The organism is Bacillus sp. PK6-16, from assembly GCF_056530295.1.
The window spans coordinates 3,109,362-3,127,175 of record NZ_CP096511.1; the positions used below are offsets into that span (position 1 = coordinate 3,109,362).

Here is a 17,814-nt window from a genome sequence, read left to right on the forward strand (position 1 = left end):
AGCTTTGGACGAGATGCATACGATTGTAGTACAAGCTATTCAAAGGGGGAAATAATAATGGAAAATCAATATGAAGTAGGACAAACAAAAGAAGAGTTCATGCATGAAGATCAATGGGCAGACTCTCTTATAAAGTGGCTTTTTATTTTTTTAATAGTTGTAGGCATACCTTATACTGCATATGTTGTTGTTCAATTTATTCTCTCTTTCTAGTTAACTATTTTTTCTCTGTCAATTTAACTAAATAATTATGAACAACATCCATTACAATTTTATATTCTTCATCTTTAAATGTATCGAACAATAATTGATAATCGTTATAAATATCAAGTAATCCATCAATGATTTCTTGACGATTCGTCTTAACACTCACTTTTTTCGAGTTGTTAATTGACTTTAACTTTCCTAAATCTAATTTATTCATACCGGCTTTATCTTGTTTCATTTTCTTCAAAATTGCATTTGCCGTTTGAGCATTGGCGAGTAACGTTAAATCTGATTCATCCGCTTCTAACCATTCACCATCCGTAATCCGTGACAATTCATAAATTGTATCTTCCCATGCGTCATTCTTATATCTCCATACTTCTGTACGAAAACCAACAATACGGAAAACATCTTTATCATATCCAGTTACTTGCACAAGATCACCAAACGTGAAATTATAATTTAATTCAATCCACTCCGTATCGCCCTTTTTCATATCTTGCTCTGTAACGTGCTGCAATGTTTGCTCTACGTAAAATCCATCGTGATTATTGACTTCGTATACATAAACTCCATCTAAAACCTTCATATTTGTGATTTTCCCAACGGTTCCATATAGCGTAATCACGACTATGTCCCCTACGTTGTATTTAGGTTGTTTTTTTCTTGCCATCTCTATCTCTCCTTTTTTTGACGTCGTGATTTTGATATCAGTATATGCAACCTACATAAAAACGCTTATCACAGAAGCTTATATTCATAAATTTTTTCAATAAAAAATATAATCTTATAAAATTTACATTGCACTCAAAAAAAGCTAGTAACTAGACTAGCTTCAAATCAACAAATTTCATAATAAAAAACATACAGAATACATTACTTTAAATAAAGTAATGTATTCTGTATGTTTTCAAATAGTTTTTATCTATCTTGTATGTATAAATCCCAGGCTTCATCAAATATAGACATACTTTCTAGCATTCCGCTCAACTCTAAGTATGAACTAATTTCATCATAGTCTTCAGATTGCTTCGGAAAACTTAAATCATCATACATCGCCTCTGCTAAATCTGAAATTTCATTTCTAAATAAAGCTGCACGATGCTTCATCATATAATGGTAAAATGTCTTTTTCAAAAATATTCCCTACCTTTCTAACTTGGGTACATTATACAAGGCAAAAAAGAAAAAAACCAGCATAAAAGCTGGTTAAAAGTCGAAATAATTTCTTTTTAATAGACGCGGTCTTCCCATTAATTCTTCATATGTTAGTTGTTTTGGTAAATCTTTCGTGTAAATTAAGAATAATTGATCTTCAATTTCTTTTACTGTATGGTCTGATTGATAGTCCATCCCGCACGAGGAACAAGAAATACATGGTGTCTCTTGGATTTCAATGGCTTTCGTACCATCTGGTAATTCCCAATATACAGTATTCAAGCTTTCTTTCGCTTCTGTACTGTCACACCACATACAATTCATACTGCATCACCCTCAGTTTTTTTGTCGTTTTCTTCTAACTTAGCCATTTGTGCTTGATATTTTTTATCTTTTAATTGATCGCGCTTATCACGTTTATCTTTTAAAGATGCATGAGTATCATTATCTTCGTAGTCTTTACGACGGTTCATACGCTGTAAGTCGTCTGGAACGAGGTTAAATTTCTTATCGCTCATAAGACCTGCGATACCAACATCTGAACGTTTTTCTTCGTAGTTCGGATAAATCTCTTTAAAGTATCCTTCCGCTCTTCCTGGAATATAGCTCTCTGGCTCTGGATACGTCGTAATAACACCTTCAAAGTTACGAAGTACAACTTTATCTGCACTTTGTGAGATTAAATAGTTTGGCTGAAGTGCAATTTTACCGCCTCCACCTGGCGCATCAACAACGAATGTCGGAACAGCATAACCAGATGTGTGTCCACGTAAACCTTCAATAATTTCAAGACCTTTAGATACTGGTGCACGGAAGTGACCGATACCTTCAGATAAGTCACATTGATAAATGTAGTATGGACGCACACGGATTTTTACTAAGTCATGCATAAGTTTTTTCATAATTGGAACGCTGTCGTTAATACCAGCTAAAATTACTGCTTGGTTTCCGACTGGAACACCGGCATTCGCTAACATTTCACATGCCTTTTTCGATTCTTCAGTAATTTCAATAGATGTATTGAAATGTGTATTTAACCATACTGGATGGTATTTTTTAATAATGTTACATAAGTTTTCTGTAATACGTTGTGGGAATACTACTGGTGCTCTCGTTCCGATACGAATAATCTCAACATGCGGAATCTCTCGTAAATTTTTTAATACATATTCTAAAATTTTATCGTTAATTAGAAGTCCGTCACCACCGGAGATTAATACATCTCGTACTTGTGGCGTTTCACGAATATAAGCAATTGCATCATCTAATTGTTTCTTCGGTACACCCATTCCAATTTGTCCACTAAAACGACGACGTGTACAGTAACGACAATACATAGAACATTGATTTGTTACTAAGAATAGTACACGGTCCGGATAACGATGTGTTAGCCCTGGAACTGGTGAATCTTCGTCTTCGTGAAGCGGGTCTTCTAAATCATATTTTGTTTTATATAACTCTTCCGAAATCGGTACTGATTGCATCCGAATCGGACAGCGTGGATCATCAGGATTCATTAGCCAAGCATAGTACGGTGTAATATTTAACGGGATCGTTTTCGTTGAAATTTTAACGCCCTCTTCTTCTTCAGGTGTTAAGTTAATCACTTTTCTTAAGTCATCTAACGTTTTGATCGTATTCGTTAATTGCCAAACCCAATCATTCCATTGCTCTTCAGTAACATCTTTCCATAATTCGATATCCTTCCAGTGACGATTTGGTTTGTATACATCATGTAACATTGCTATTCCCCCTTTTTATACGCTCATCCTTTATATAAGCAATAGTTATGCCAACTTTACATTGTTGATAAGTAAATGTGCGGAGAACCCTATTACATAAGCGAAAAAATATTTTTAAGCGTTGTATGAAATCAATACTTAACATCATATTCATTACTTTTTATATATGTAAACGCTCTTTTATTGGTGCAAACACACAAAAACCGCCGATTATTCGGCGGTTTTGTCGTACTTGCTCAGTTTATATTGAAGCGTTTGACGAGGGATACCCAACATTTTTGCGGCTTGTAATATATTCCCTTCCGTTTCAATCAACGCTTGATCTATTAATTCTTTTTCTGTTTGATGAAGTGCTTCTCTAAGTGGCATTATACCCTTCTTCTTCGAAAACTTCTCTTTCCGAAATGTACGTGGTAAACAATTGGCTGTTAATGTATTCCCTTCTGCAATAATAACAGCATGTTCAATCGTATGTTTTAACTCCCGTACATTTCCAGGCCACTGATAAGCTTGCAGTCTATCTTTCGCTTCCTCATCCATTTGAAGTACACCTTTTTTATAACTTTTATTATATTCTTTCAAAAAATAAGATGCTAATAATAGTACATCCTCAGTTCTTTCACGAAGCGGTGGGATATATAATGAAAATACGTTTAAGCGATAATATAAATCAGTGCGAATTTTATTCTCTCGTAAACATATTTCTGGAGGCTGGTTCATCGCGGTAATAACACGAACATCTACTTTTCTCGTCTTATTATCACCAATTCTTCTAATGACTCCATCTTCTAACACTCGTAACATTTTTGCCTGCAAATCAAGAGGCATTGAATTCAGTTCATCTAAAAATAATGTACCACCATCAACAAGTTCAAATAGCCCAGCTCTTTCAATCGCTCCCGTATAGCTTCCTTTTGTCGTTCCAAACAATAAACTTTCTAATAGCGACTCTGGTAAAGCTGCACAGTTTTGTGCAATAAATGGCTTGTTTTTTCTTTTAGAAGCTTCATGAATTGCTTGTACGAACAGTTCTTTTCCTGTTCCTGTTTCACCATATATTAAAACATTCGCGTCTGTTGGTGCTACTTTTTGTGCTAACTCTTTCGTCTGTTTAAACCGTGTATCATTTGTCACTATCGTCTCAAATGCAGCGTGCTTTTTAATCACTTTTTTTCTAGATGATCGCTTTATTTTCGACTGTAAGTCAACAATTGTGTCAGTAAGCTTTTGAATTGTAGAGTAATCCTTTGCAATTTCAACAGCCCCAGCAATATTCCCATCTATAAAAATAGGTAACGTCGTATTTACTGTACAAACATCTTCACCATTTAAATTTTGATAATGTTGTACCTGATGTACGATAGGTTTTTTTGTATCTAGTACTTTCATCAATGTACTCGTTTCCCTTGATAAAGACGGGAACGCTTCTAACAGATGTTTCCCTAACACTTTTTCAATCTTCGATCCATCGTGTTTTGCAGCTACAGAATTATAAAATATTGTAATTCCATTTTCATCTACAGCGTGTATAGCCTCATCAATACTGCCCAAAATCGCTTCAATGACTTCTTGTGTCGAAACTGCTAGCAATGTCATCCCCCCTCTTGCCGAAAATCCAGCAATTACATGCCGATTTTTCGGCACACCTATGTGCGATTGTAAGCATGACGATTCCGTTCTATAATTTTAATCAATTTTATATTTTCATTAGATAACTCGAAACTCTAATTAGTGCGGCTTTTTCAAACACCCAGCTCCACCTAACTGTTTTGCTTTACAGCCAAATTTTGAGGTGGAAGTTTTACTGCTTTCGAATAGCTAGATAGATCTTTCACCCATATATTCATATCTTCCAACTTATCGAAAATGTAGCAATTATTCGCCAGTCTCCCTGTATACGTATAGCCTAATTGATGAAAGGCAGCATTCATTCCGAAAGAAAGCGATCGAGCAATTGTATAGGAGCAGAAAATAGATCTTTCTTGAAGTTCTTCCTCTAATTTAATTAGTAAACTTTTCATAAATCCATGTTTACGGTATTCAGGTAAAGTAGCACAATTCGTTAATTCTGCATTCCCTTCCTTTATGTTCATTTCTGCAGATGCTGTACTAATAATTTTCCCCTCAAATTCATACACGTAGTAAATTGTATCGTCTTCTTTCATCGTCTGTAATACATAACTCGCTTCATTTAAAGGTGTCGGATACACTTCAAATACTTTTCCGAATACAGTTGCTAATTCTTCTGCATCTTCTTCAGTCGCTTTTCTCAGCAAAAATTTCTCTGGAACTACTTTTTCTTTTATTTCTTTTCCTTTTACACCGCTTAATATAGTATCTTCCTCAGTCCAATGCATACTATTTCGTCTTTCATCATTATTATATTTCACAAAAAAGTATGCATCGTGCCCTTGAAAATAATGAGGTATCGTTGCTTCCAACAAAAAACCGAAAGAGAGCCATGTTGAAACATGCTCTCCCTTTCCTTTAATAATACATTTAGTGAAAGAATGTTTCTCTGCTAGTTCGTCAATGGTCTGTATAATACTTTCAACATTTCCTGTATAGTGATCTACCCGAATACGCTTATTAAAATAATCTAAAACACCTTCTACTGTATAACAATTCGTCTGTTCTCTAAAAGATTCATAGTATTTCATTTTTTCACCTCACACCAATCTAGTAATGTACATGCAATAATTTTTGCGGTAGCTATCATTTTATCAACTTCTATATATTCGTTTGGATAGTGTGCTACTTTCGTCTCTCCTGGACCAAATACTATTGTTGGTACGTTTGCAATTTGTGTAAATAAACCTCCATCAGTCCCCCACGGAGATGCTTCAATAATTGGTTCGTTCCCTTCGATTTCAACAAAGTTGTGATGAAGTGTCGTAATGAGTTCATGATTCTCTTCTAGTTCACCAGGAACCCATCTCGCTCCAAACCATTCTACTTCTACTGGATTTTCAACAAACCAATTGTCCACATCATTTAATTCAGCAATCCAATTCTCAAACTCTTCTTTTGCCGCCTCTATAGTCTCATTCGGCGCAACACCGCATCTTCCTTCTAAAATTAATTCATCGGGAACAGAACTTGGCCAACTCCCTCCTTCAATTTTCCCAATGTTAATTGGAATTGGAATCGGAATTTCTTTAAATAACGGATCTGTAATTCGACTATTTCTTTTCTCCTCTAGCTTTCTTACATGTTCTATAACAAACATACTTTTTTCTATTGCACTAACCCCTTCATAGCGCGTTCCACCGTGTGCAGCTTTCCCTTTTACACGTAGACGAAACCACATGGAACCTTGTTGTTTCGGGAAAAACTTCATATTAGTAGGCTCCGGAATAATGACACCATCTGCCTTATATCCTCGTAATATAGTTGCTAATGTCCCTGCTCCGCCACTTTCCTCTTCTATTACACTTTGAAAATAGATGTCTCCTTTTAATTCAATGTTAGATTCAATAATCGCTTCCATCGCAAGCATAAGTGCGACATTTCCGCCCTTCATATCCGTCGTTCCACGGCCATATATACGATTTCCGATTTTCTCACCGCTATAAGGATGATGTTCCCACTGATTCACATCCCCTTCTGGAACTACATCAATATGCCCATTCAATATCATAGATTTCCCGTCGCCACTTCCTTTTAAAGTTGCTACAATATTTGGGCTATCTGAAAAACTTGTACGGGGTGATACAAAATAAGGATGATCTTTCATTTTAGAAAAAGAAGGCTCCCATATATCGAGCTCTAAACCTAATTCACGTAATTTTTCAATCACAATTGCCTGCGCACCGCTTTCATCACCAGATACGCTCTTTTCTTGAATTAATCGTTTTAAAAATTTCACACTTTCCTCTTCATGGCTCTCAATATAATCACAAACTTGCTTTTTTAATTGCTCCATATATTACATCTCCCTTCATTCAATTACTAGTAAGTTAGAACTAATTTGAAAATCAGCTTCTGTATGTCGTTTTACATCTTCTACTGTGTATGGGCTCATTAATTCTTGTAATATAAGTCCACTCGGAGTTACCTCCATGACTGCCATATCAGTAATAATTAAATCTACACATTTCTTTGAAGTTAATGGCAATGTACACTCTGAAACAATTTTTGCATTTCCGTACTTATCAACATGATTCATCACAACAACGACCCGCTTCGCTTTTTGTGCTAAATCCATTGCTCCACCAATACCTGGAACACGTTTTCCAGGTACAATCCAGTTTGCTAAATCACCATTTTCACTTACTTGTAATGAACCAAGAATCGTTATGTCTAGCAAACCTTTTCGAATCATCCCAAACGCTGTGCAGCTATCGAAATAACTCGCTCCTGTTATAAGAGAAGTTGGTAAACCTGCTGCATTACACAAATTTTCATCTTCATTCCCTTTACTTGGCGTTGGTCCCATGCCGACGATTCCATTTTCCGCATGAAACATAACATTTATATCTTCAGGCAAATGATTTGGTACAAGCGATGGTATGCCAATACCTAAATTTACAATCATACCATTTTGTATTTCTTTCGCCGCACGCCTAGCAATCTTATCCCTCACTTCTACGCCCATACCCATTTCCAGTTCACTCCTTCCGACGGTACAATATAATTTACGAAAACACCTGGAACGACAATTTCCTCTGGATCTAAACTTCCAAGCGGGACTATTTCTTCTGCTTCTACAATTGTTATATCCCCAGCCATAGCTACATGGGGATTCATATTTCGTGCACTTTTGTCAAATACAAGGTTACCAAACGGATCTGCCTTTTTCGCATATACAATTGAAACTTCAGCAGTTAATGCTGTTTCAACTAAGTAGGTCTTACCATTCATTTCAACTGTTCGTTTTCCCTCTTCCACAATCGTATCAACACCAACATCAACTAAAACACCACCAAGACCAACGCCACCAGCGCGAATACGCTCTGCTAATGTTCCCTGCGGAGAAAACTCAATTTGTAATCTTCCCTCGTTTAGTTGCCTTCCTGCATTTGGATTGGAGCCAATGTGAGAAGTAATTATTGATTTAACTCTTTCATTTGTAACAAGACGACCGATACCTACATCAGGAAATCCAGTGTCATTTCCAATTAAATTTAAATTTGTAACGCCTTTTTCTAAAATTGCCTGTATTAAAGATGGAGGGGATCCAATCCCTCCAAATCCCCCAAACATCAATGTCATATCATTATGGAACAAAGAAATTACTTCCTCAATTTCTTTTAATTTACCGAATGTATTTGTAATAGTTGTCATGCGATACTATGCCCTCCTTTTTGCATCATCTCTTCCACACTTTTAGAGAAAATTGAAAGTAATTCATCTAACTCGGAATATGTAGTTGTCATTGGCGGTGCTACAAGCAGTGCACTATCTTCTTTTCCTGCTTGCCCTGAAACTGCTTGGTATAAAAGCAGACCATTTTTAGCTGCAACTGAAATAAGCTCCGACGCTTTTGTAAACGGTTGCAATTCTACTCCGATTAGCAACCCTTTTCCGCGCACATCAGCAATGATTGTCGATTGTTGTTGAACTTTCTGTAAGCCTTTTATTAAATACTCTCCCTTTTCTGCTGTTTTTTCAGGAAGATTATATTTCTCCATATATTCAATAACAGCTAAAGCCGTTGCTGCAGACAATGGATTTGCACTTAACGTATGACCGCTCATTACTGAACGTGATCCACGTAATATTGGTTCCATAACACGATCACTTACAACTGTCGCTGCCATCGGTGTATATCCCGCTCCTAACCCTTTACCAAGTGTCATAATATCCGGCTCTACGCCCCAATGCTCCATCGCAAACCATGCTCCAGTACGACCAAGCCCAGTCATTACTTCATCCGCAATAAATAAAATATCGTAATGGTCGCAAATCTCTTTAATGACTTTATAATAGTCTTTCGGCGGAACAACCGCGCCTCCAGCTGCTCCGATAATCGGCTCAGCAATAAAAGCAGCAATATGCTCTGCACCAATTCTTTCAATTGATCTTTCTAGTTCAGTCGCACATGCCAGCTGACAAGTTGGATATACCTTTTGAACAGGACATCTGAAACAATATGGAGCTGGTATAGTCGGATAATCTTCCAAAATAGATACGAAACGTTGTCTACGTAGTGGATGCCCAGACATCGATAAAGCACCCATCGTAATACCGTGATAACTCATCCATCTTGATAAAATTTTATGTTTCCCTTGAATACCTCGCTCTTGAAAATGCTGAATTGCAATTTTCATAGCTGTTTCATTCGCTTCCGTACCACTATTTACAAAAAAACTCCAGTTCAAATCTCCTACACTTAAATCACTTAACTTCTTCGCTAATTTTTCAGCTGGTTCACTCGTAAACTGTGATCTATAAACGAAAGCAATCTCCTCAGCTTGCTTTTTAATAACGTCTGCAATCTCCTTTACGCCATGCCCAATACCTGCCGTAATTGCTCCTGACGAACCATCAAAATATTTATTGCCATTTTGATCATACAAATAAACACCTTTTCCATGTGAAATCATTGGATACGGCTGACCAACAAGTGGTTTAATTAAGTAATCGCGCATAGCGCTCCCCCATTTCTCCAATTTGTATATATATATGAAGAAAATTGACGTTTCTTTCATAAAAAAGAATCCTCTGCAAAAGCAGTGAATTTATCAAAAAACTATTATAAAATATACAAATGAGTGCTTAAAAATTTTTATAAAACAGAAAATTCAGAACTAAAAAACCGAAGACCAACCCTTTTCTATACGCCCAAATAACCCTCCTTTTTATATGAAATGACTACATCACCAAATGTTTTTATAGCATAATGCCAGCTGTCCTTAAATGCCGACATTCTGTACACTTCGACGGAACTCCCGTTAAACTCCTTCCTATTATCCTACTTTAAATTGCATATTTTAAAACAAATTTCGACACCCACCTTACTAATCAATTCAGATTCCTATTCATTATGTAAACTTTTCAGTTTTAAACTATAAAAAAAGAACCGATTAACCACACTAATCAGTTCGTCATGACGCTCTCTTATGGGTTAATACTGTCAATTGCTAAAATAAATAGAAAAATGAAGTTTACAAATTCATCCTACAGCCTATAACACAAAACCTTTTCATAACTTCATTCACAATTACTATCGGGATATCCCTATCCCGAAGTGGCACTCCTTTCCTCAGATTCAAAGTATCTTTCCTTTATAATTTATGTAGGACAATTATCACTTTGTATGTGTATTTGCCTATAATTAAAAAAATCCCTAGTTTTCTAGCGATTTTTGGACATGTATTCAATATGTTAATTGAAATGCACTTTCAATTTGGCATTTATTTTACTTTCGTACAGTCATATGTACTGCTTTACTCTGCGAAATTCTCGTAAGCACCAGCACCTCTTTATGAAAACATATTTGTTGTCAATTTTTAATTTTCCCTTTATAAAATCATTTTTTTTGCATAACCGCTTTCTTGCTTCGCATATAGTTTTAATGATGACAAAGGAGGAATGTTCATGTCTCAATCTGAAATCGAAAAATATGGACAAGAAGTTACACAATACGAACAACTCGCACGTTACTATCAGTTTCGTAATCCTAAAAAATATATAGAATTATATATGAAATATTACGATGCACTATCAAAACTTGTACAGGCGTATGAAACAAGAGACTCACAAGAAGCTGCTTTACCGTCACATATAAGAATTTTTCATGCCGATCCAAATATACCAGCGGTTGACATTTTAGTAAACGGACAAAAGGTTATTAAAAATATTTCATTTAAGCAATTCAGCCCTTATTTATCATTAGTGCAAGGTAAATACCGTATAGATATTGTTCCTGTCGGAAATGAAACTCCAATCTTTTCAGCGTTGGTACCAATAATGGGAAATCATACTTATACTCTTGCTGCAATAAATAGTGATAATCACCTACAATTACAGCCTATACTTGATAATACACATTTACCAGCTGGTCAAGCCAAAATACGGTTTGCACATTTCTCTCCAGATACCCCTGTTGTAAACGTAGATTTAAAAGATGGGGATCATTTATTTGAAAATGTACTCTTTAAACAAATAACAGATTTTTTGCAAGTTAGCCCTGGTACAGCAGATATTGAAATTTCACTCGCAGATAATAAAAACGTTTTATTGACTATACCTAAATTCAATGTTGAACCAAATGTTATTTATACAATTTCAATAGTAGGTTATTCAACTAAAGATCCTAAATTAGAAGCCGTTATACTCACAAATTAAAACAGTCTACACCATTCATTTGGTGTAGACTGTTTATTTTTGAAATGCAATTTGAAATTCTGTCCAATCGTTATCTGATCGACACATAATGGATCCATTATGTTTTTCCACAATTTGTTTACATACAAATAATCCAATACCAGTTCCTAACTTTTTAGTAGTTACAAATGGTTCAAAAATCGTTTCTACATTTTCAGCTGGAATCATTGGTCCATTATTTTTTATCACAATTCGAATAGCTTGATCTTCTTCAAATACATCAATGATAATTTTTCGTTCTTCTTTCATTGATTCAAGAGCATCAATTGAATTCATTAATATGTTTAAAAATACTTGTCTCACTTCACTCCGATAACCAACAAGCGGAATTGGATACGGTAAATTCTTTTCAATCAAAACATTCGCATTGACCAAACTCGGATATAAGAATTGTATAATGTCTTGAAACAAGTCATTAAGCCAAAACCGTTCCGATTCATTCCACATTTCTTTTTTCGATACGAGTAAAAATTGCGAAATACGAAAATTTAATTGATCTAATTCATGCGAAATAATATCTAAATACGATAAACTCGGATGATCCGCCTTTAATAATTTAACAAACCCCATAATAGAAGTAAGCGGATTACGAAATTCATGTACAAAACTAGCTGACATTTGCCCTAAAATCGTCAGCCTTTCTTTATGTGTTTCGTTAATATATTGCTGTTTTTCCTCTAAATTCTTCGATATAATTTCCGAGTATTTTAAAACGGTATAATAAATTAATTTGTCAAAACAAGTATGTATTTTTGCCATAATTGGTTTCAATTCACGAGCGCTAACATCTAATTCACACATCGCTTCGAAAAGTTCATTTCTTCCCACGTTTGCGTTATAAACAAAATCTCCAATATTCGCATCTGCTCCAGCACGTTCAATAGCAATTTTCTCACATAACGGTTGAAGATAATTTATATCTTTATCTTCCATAGTAAGTTCGATAATTAACTCTAGTAAATCCTCTCCATTTTGAACTACTTCTAGTTTAAATGGATCTTTTTCGGAAATTATCATTTTGTTTTTCCAGTTCTCTACGAATTGGTGCCTATTGTTTTTCAAGTGTGAACAAAATATTTCTTTAATATCCTTATCGATTGGAAAAACCTCCATTCCCTCCATTTCCATACGACGAATACCCTTTATATTTTGAATATTAACACAAAAAATACGATTCGTTAATAGATTTTTGTCACATTTTGTTAATTTCTGTTGATAAAATTATTTTTTCTTTCTTATTTAACTAATTGTATACAAATCCCCTTTTTCCTTCACATATTTTCATTATTTCCGTAGTCAAAACGACTTTTTTTTGCATCATTTTTAATTCTTGCGTACAATAGAAAATGAAAGGTGTGAAAAATATGGTAAATAAAAATGTGGAAGATTATCTCCAAGAAGGCATTTACGGCCAAAAGCAAAACAAACCAGAAGAACGTAATATGTATTTAACTACATTACGTGAGCGTGTGGAAATCGCTTTAACAATCGGTCAAGTAATGCAAAGTAATGTATACTCTGAAGTGGCGGGTAGCATGCGCTCTTCTCAATCATTACAACTCCTCCTAAATGGTGGCATTGCTTACCCACATTTATCAAAATACATTAAATTAGCAAACGAAAAAAATGTTCCTTTTACAATTGTTCAAAATAAAGATACAAAAACACCAATCGGTTTAGTATTAACTCATGCTACTGCTATAGATAAAGAACAAATTTATGTAGAAGATACTATTTTCAAACAAGAAATGAAGTAAAAGTTACACTTAATTAAATAGTTACTAGAAGCGTAAAAAACGAGTATGGAATCGTAAACATTTCCTACTCGTTTTTTAGTGCAAGTTTTAAGTTTTTCCACTTTATTTTTTAATACATACTAATTTCATTTCTGTCATTTCTTCTATTGCATATTTAATTCCTTCGCGTCCCGTGCCACTTTCTTTCACACCACCATAAGGCATATGATCTACTCTGAACGTTGGAATATCATTAATCATGACACCACCAACCTCTAGCTCATCAATTGCACGCATTGCTTTAAATAAATTATTTGTAAATACTCCTGCCTGTAAGCCGTAACGCGAATTATTTACTTGCTCAATCGCTTCATCAAATTCTTTAAATGTATTTACTGTCATGAGTGGACCGAATACTTCTTGGCACTGCACAGATACATGATCTGGAACATTTGTTAATACAGTCGGTTCAAAAATTCTTGCATCCCGCTTCTTACCACCGCATAAAACAGTTGCTCCTTCCTTAATTGCTTCTTGAACCCACATATCAATTCGCTCTACATCTCTTTTTGAAATTAAAGCTGATACATCCGTTTCCTCAAGCAGTGGATCACCAACAACAACTGATTCCATCGCTTTCTTTAGCTTCGAAAGAAATTCATGCATTTTCGTTTCATGTACAAAAACACGTTGTACTGAAATACAAACTTGCCCATTATTAACAAATGCTCCCCATTTTACACGTTCAATTATTTCATCTGTTAACTCTACATCTTCATCAATGATAACAGCAGCATTTGAGCCTAGTTCTAACGTAACTCGTTTTAGCCCAGCCTTTTGTTTTATTCCGATTCCAACTTTTGGACTTCCGGTAAAAGTAATAGAAGCAACGTAATCATTTTTGACGATTGCCTCACCAACCGTGGAGCCAGGGCCAGAAATGATATTTAAAGCTCCATTTGGCAATCCTGCCTCTTCAAATAACTCAACTAATGCATAAGATGATAATGGCGTTTGATCAGCTGGCTTTAATACAACTGTATTTCCGGCAGCGATTGCTGGTCCAACTTTATGCGCTACTAAATTTAATGGGAAATTAAATGGTGTAATAGCCCCTATAACCCCAATCGGCTTTCGGATTGTATATGCAATACGCCCATCTGCACCAGGTGCGGCGTCTAATGGCAATGTCTCACCATATATACGCTTCGCTTCTTCAGCTGCAAATTTGTATGTTTGAACAGTACGATCTACTTCTCCCCTTGCAGCACGTATTGGTTTTGCAGCTTCTTTTGCAATAATCTCTGCAAATTCTTCTCTTCTTTCATCCATTTTTTGTGCAACTTTCTCTAAAATAGTCGCACGATCATATGCAGATAATGTATTCATTTTTGTCATTGCATTTTTTGCAGCGGTAACAGCCTCTTTTACATCTTCTTCCGTGCCTTGTGCAATTTCCGCTAATGTTTCTTCAGAATATGGTGCGTATAATGGTTTATACGTGTTTACAGATTTCCAATCTCCATTTATATATAAATGCTTTTTCATACTTCTGCTCCTTCCAAATATATGTATACAACAATACTTCACCTAGTGAAAGGTTTGACTTATGTCATTGTATCATAGCCCTTATCCCTCAAAAAACATTATGCTCAAAAAAACTCTGCTATATAGCAGAGTTTACGAGCTAATTTGCTCTTGTAACGAAATTTGTTTTTCATCTTCTAAAATAACAATCGATTCTACTATCTTTGTAACTTCTAATCTTTTTATATAATGTCCATCTAATTCTTTCACACAAAACTTATAATTTTCAATTTCAATGGAATCCTCTTCAGCAATCTCTATATTCTTCGTTAAAATCCAACCACCGATTGTATCAACACCATCATCATCAATCCCTAAACCAAATAACGTATTCACTTCACTAACAAGTACTTTTCCCTCTAGTATCGTCTTCGTTTCACTAACTTGTTGAATTTCTGGCTGCTCATCCGTATCAAACTCATCCTGAATATCTCCAACAATTTCTTCCAGAATATCTTCAACAGTAACAAGTCCAGATGTTCCACCATATTCATCTATCAATATAGCAATATGTGTTCTTTCTTTTTGCATTTTCAAAAACAAATCATGAATTGGAATAGAATCGATAACTAAAATAATTGGTCTCATATATTGCTCTACTGTCTTCTTATTAACAGCTTTATGTTGTACAAATTCAGTAAAAATATCTTTAAAATTCACAAAACCTATTACGTGGTCTTTGTCGCCATCAACAACTGGATACCTTGTATATTTTTCACGAGACATTTTTTGCAAAGCTTCTTCAGCAGGCATCTCTTTACTTATAATATTCATTTCAGTTCGAGGTACCATTATTTCTTTTGCAATCCGATCATCAAATTCAAAAATTTTATTCACATATTTATATTCAGATTGATTAATCTCACCATTTCTATAACTTTCTGAAACTAACAACCGTAATTCTTCTTCTGAATGAACCTCATCATGCCCCTTCGGCGGTTTCAGCCCTAGCAGCTTCGTAATGATTCGAGCTGAACCATTTAATAGCCAAATGAATGGGAATGCAATACGATAAAAGAAAATTAACGGTTTAGAAACAAGCAAACTCACTTGTTCAGATTTTTGAATTGCAAATGTTTTTGGGGCCAATTCCCCTATTACAACATGTAAAAAAGTAATTAACAAAAATACTAAAATTACAGCAAAAATGTCTGCTAGTTGAGTAGAGATATTCCAATTTGCAAAAAGCGTATCAAACATTTGCTTTAACGCAGGTTTACCAAACCACCCAATTCCTAAAGCTGTAACAGTAATTCCTAGCTGACAAGCAGATAAATATTCGTCTAAGTTTGTAATGACTGTTTTGACCGATGTTGCACGATTATTTCCTTCTGCAATTAAATAGTCAATTCGTGAACTTCTCACTTTAACAATTGCAAATTCTGCTGCAACGAAAAATGCCGTTAAGGCAATTAAAACAATCACTATACTTATACTATATATGTCCAAATACTTTTCCTTACTTACTTTGTAAGCAAGGAAGCCACCTCCTACTTAATTTTATTCAAGTGAAGTAAGCATTCTAATACTCTAACAAAATTCTACATTAGCAACCACCTTTTTATATATTATATGCATACATAAAAAAGATATTTATCATTATGATAATCTAATTCATTTACACTCGTCAAATTATTCTAAATGTTACGATAAGACATTTTTATTTAAAAGAACTATTCTCCTCAACTCAATTTCGTGAAAAAACACTTTCTTTGCCGATTCCACACTTCTTTTGTCGCACTAGAAGGGAACTTACTTCATAGCTCGAAATCATTCAACAGGATATATATAGGAGGGATTATTTTGGAATATAAAACACCATTTATCGCAAAGAAATTAGGTGTTAGCCCAAAGGCTGTTGTCCGGATCGCGCAACAATTAAATCTTACGATAGAGAAAAACAAATATGGCCACTTTATATTCACACAAGAGGATGTCGATCAAATGTTAGAACACCATCGATTTCAAATAGAGCAATCTCAAAATTCTCAATCTACTCAAAAGGCTTCCTCAAATGAAGTTGAGGAATTAAAAACTCAAGTTAATACAATTGTTCAAAACATATCATCGAATGATTTTGAGCAATTAGCTAATCAATTAAACACTATTACGAGAAGACTTGATCGAATGGAAGAACAAATGCAAGATAAGGCAAATGATGTCGTCACGTACCAACTTTTACAACACCGTCGTGAAATGGAGGAAATGTTAGAGCGAATTCAAAAGTTAGAAGCTGCCCTAACGAAAGAAGAACCCATTTATATTACTCCGGATTCAAAACCAACATATGAACGAGAAAAGAAACCGAAGCGCCGCAAAATGATTTTTAGTATATTTGGATTATAATTTTTAGACCCTTATTAAAATAATAAGGGTCTTTTTTAATGAAGAGTTATATCCTATACAAATGTTATTCTCTTTATTATACATATTCACTTCGCTTTATTTCGTTAACATAATATTTTTACTGTATTCTGTAATTAATGCCTGTGCATGAGCATTCCCTTGAATCACATCACGAAATTCTTTTAAAGAATACAAATGCGTAACCCCTTTTCGAGCATGAATTCTTACTGGTACACCTTGTAAAGTATCATGAAACTGAAAAGGATTATCTATTGGTTCAATTGGAAAACCAAGTGTAAGTAAATACATATACATTCTTTTTGTTACTGCTGCAATGTACCATTCAGCTTTTGTTTCTAACGCATGTATAAATAAAATAGCTGTTAGCCTTTTGAAATGTCCTCTTCCACGAGACGTTTTCGAAATACTTAACTTGCCTATTTCATATACATTCTTCAAATCTTTTACTAAATCATTTTTAGAAAACGGATAGAAAAACTCAGAATTCGATTGTTCAGGTACCGTATACTTAATACATTCTACTGTACCAATAGGATGTTCATCTTCTATTAATAAAAATCGTGATGGATTTAAATTACGTTCTACGAACATTAAGTTTCTTTCTTCACAAAAATCTCCCCATAGTTGCTCGAACCCAAAATGTTCTTCCTTTGTTTGAACACGCTGGAACATATTTAACCGCCTTT

The 17,814-nt window shown here is 34.8% G+C and carries 18 protein-coding genes; 4 read left to right on the plus strand and 14 right to left on the minus strand.

The genetic code is table 11. The annotated features are described in order from the left end of the window. The first annotated feature begins 57 nt into the window (after positions 1 to 57). Positions 58 to 213, plus strand: coding sequence for a DUF3930 family protein (locus tag M1D66_RS15865; protein ID WP_000431486.1), 156 nt, complete (start codon positions 58 to 60; stop codon positions 211 to 213). Between the two features lie 4 nt (positions 214 to 217). Here M1D66_RS15865 and M1D66_RS15870 read toward each other — a convergent pair whose 3' ends face one another. From M1D66_RS15870 to M1D66_RS15915, 10 genes are all read right to left on the minus strand, one after another. After that, entirely contained in the window at positions 218 to 880 is a 663-nt protein-coding gene (locus tag M1D66_RS15870; RefSeq protein WP_000101499.1) for a hypothetical protein, read from the minus strand. Positions 881 to 1,128: 248 nt separating this feature from the next. Further along, the gene (locus tag M1D66_RS15875) at positions 1,129 to 1,344 is read right to left on the minus strand and encodes a YozE family protein (RefSeq protein WP_000750717.1); all 216 of its coding nucleotides are present in this window, start codon (positions 1,342 to 1,344) and stop codon (positions 1,129 to 1,131) included. 72 nt (positions 1,345 to 1,416) lie between these two features. Then, positions 1,417 to 1,689, minus strand: coding sequence for a YokU family protein (locus M1D66_RS15880; protein ID WP_000995763.1), 273 nt, complete (start codon positions 1,687 to 1,689; stop codon positions 1,417 to 1,419). After that, positions 1,686 to 3,107: a lysine 2,3-aminomutase gene (gene kamA / locus M1D66_RS15885; protein WP_000902142.1), complete on the minus strand. Its 1,422-nt coding sequence runs from the start codon at positions 3,105 to 3,107 to the stop codon at positions 1,686 to 1,688. Before kamA ends, M1D66_RS15880 begins: the two co-directional genes overlap by 4 nt. A 210-nt stretch (positions 3,108 to 3,317) precedes the next feature. Then, positions 3,318 to 4,703 carry an arginine utilization transcriptional regulator RocR gene (gene rocR, locus M1D66_RS15890; RefSeq protein ID WP_086412224.1) on the minus strand — a complete coding sequence of 462 codons (1,386 nt, stop codon included), beginning with the start codon at positions 4,701 to 4,703 and terminating at the stop codon, positions 3,318 to 3,320. A gap of 164 nt (positions 4,704 to 4,867) precedes the next feature. Further along, on the minus strand, positions 4,868 to 5,767 hold the full coding sequence (ablB, locus tag M1D66_RS15895) for a putative beta-lysine N-acetyltransferase (RefSeq protein ID WP_086385972.1): 900 nt from the start codon (positions 5,765 to 5,767) through the stop codon (positions 4,868 to 4,870). Then, on the minus strand, positions 5,764 to 7,032 hold the full coding sequence (locus M1D66_RS15900; protein WP_242554606.1) for a peptidase: 1,269 nt from the start codon (positions 7,030 to 7,032) through the stop codon (positions 5,764 to 5,766). Before M1D66_RS15900 ends, ablB begins: the two co-directional genes overlap by 4 nt. A 15-nt stretch (positions 7,033 to 7,047) precedes the next feature. After that, complete coding sequence (locus M1D66_RS15905; RefSeq protein ID WP_000525293.1) at positions 7,048 to 7,710, minus strand: CoA transferase subunit B; 663 nt, start codon at positions 7,708 to 7,710, stop codon at positions 7,048 to 7,050. Beyond that, complete coding sequence (gene atoD / locus M1D66_RS15910) at positions 7,695 to 8,393, minus strand: acetate CoA-transferase subunit alpha (protein ID WP_086385971.1); 699 nt, start codon at positions 8,391 to 8,393, stop codon at positions 7,695 to 7,697. The genes M1D66_RS15905 and atoD overlap by 16 nt, the downstream gene beginning before the upstream one ends. After that, a complete protein-coding gene (locus M1D66_RS15915; protein ID WP_042866874.1) occupies positions 8,390 to 9,700 on the minus strand; it encodes an aspartate aminotransferase family protein in 1,311 nt (436 codons plus the stop codon). Before M1D66_RS15915 ends, atoD begins: the two co-directional genes overlap by 4 nt. A 949-nt stretch (positions 9,701 to 10,649) precedes the next feature. On the opposite strand from M1D66_RS15915, the gene M1D66_RS15920 reads away from it, so the two are divergent. After that, complete coding sequence (locus tag M1D66_RS15920; protein WP_000083284.1) at positions 10,650 to 11,399, plus strand: DUF4397 domain-containing protein; 750 nt, start codon at positions 10,650 to 10,652, stop codon at positions 11,397 to 11,399. Between the two features lie 33 nt (positions 11,400 to 11,432). Here M1D66_RS15920 and M1D66_RS15925 read toward each other — a convergent pair whose 3' ends face one another. Then, positions 11,433 to 12,566, minus strand: a complete 1,134-nt coding sequence (locus M1D66_RS15925; RefSeq protein ID WP_000425086.1) for a BA2291 family sporulation histidine kinase — start codon at positions 12,564 to 12,566, stop codon at positions 11,433 to 11,435. A 236-nt stretch (positions 12,567 to 12,802) separates the two neighbouring features. Between M1D66_RS15925 and M1D66_RS15930 the strand changes: the two genes are divergently transcribed. Next, positions 12,803 to 13,195 carry a YueI family protein gene (locus M1D66_RS15930; RefSeq protein WP_000247558.1) on the plus strand — a complete coding sequence of 131 codons (393 nt, stop codon included), beginning with the start codon at positions 12,803 to 12,805 and terminating at the stop codon, positions 13,193 to 13,195. A 102-nt stretch (positions 13,196 to 13,297) separates the two neighbouring features. Here the strand turns inward: M1D66_RS15930 and M1D66_RS15935 are convergent, their stop codons facing one another. Beyond that, positions 13,298 to 14,722, minus strand: coding sequence for an aldehyde dehydrogenase family protein (locus tag M1D66_RS15935; RefSeq protein WP_000716459.1), 1,425 nt, complete (start codon positions 14,720 to 14,722; stop codon positions 13,298 to 13,300). 132 nt (positions 14,723 to 14,854) lie between these two features. Further along, positions 14,855 to 16,210, minus strand: a complete 1,356-nt coding sequence (locus M1D66_RS15940; RefSeq protein ID WP_000356250.1) for a hemolysin family protein — start codon at positions 16,208 to 16,210, stop codon at positions 14,855 to 14,857. Positions 16,211 to 16,564: 354 nt separating this feature from the next. On the opposite strand from M1D66_RS15940, the gene racA reads away from it, so the two are divergent. After that, the gene (gene racA / locus M1D66_RS15945) at positions 16,565 to 17,107 is read left to right on the plus strand and encodes a chromosome-anchoring protein RacA (RefSeq protein WP_000456023.1); all 543 of its coding nucleotides are present in this window, start codon (positions 16,565 to 16,567) and stop codon (positions 17,105 to 17,107) included. Between the two features lie 96 nt (positions 17,108 to 17,203). Here the strand turns inward: racA and M1D66_RS15950 are convergent, their stop codons facing one another. Next, the gene (locus M1D66_RS15950) at positions 17,204 to 17,800 is read right to left on the minus strand and encodes a hypothetical protein (RefSeq protein ID WP_000487796.1); all 597 of its coding nucleotides are present in this window, start codon (positions 17,798 to 17,800) and stop codon (positions 17,204 to 17,206) included. Positions 17,801 to 17,814: the final 14 nt, after the last annotated feature.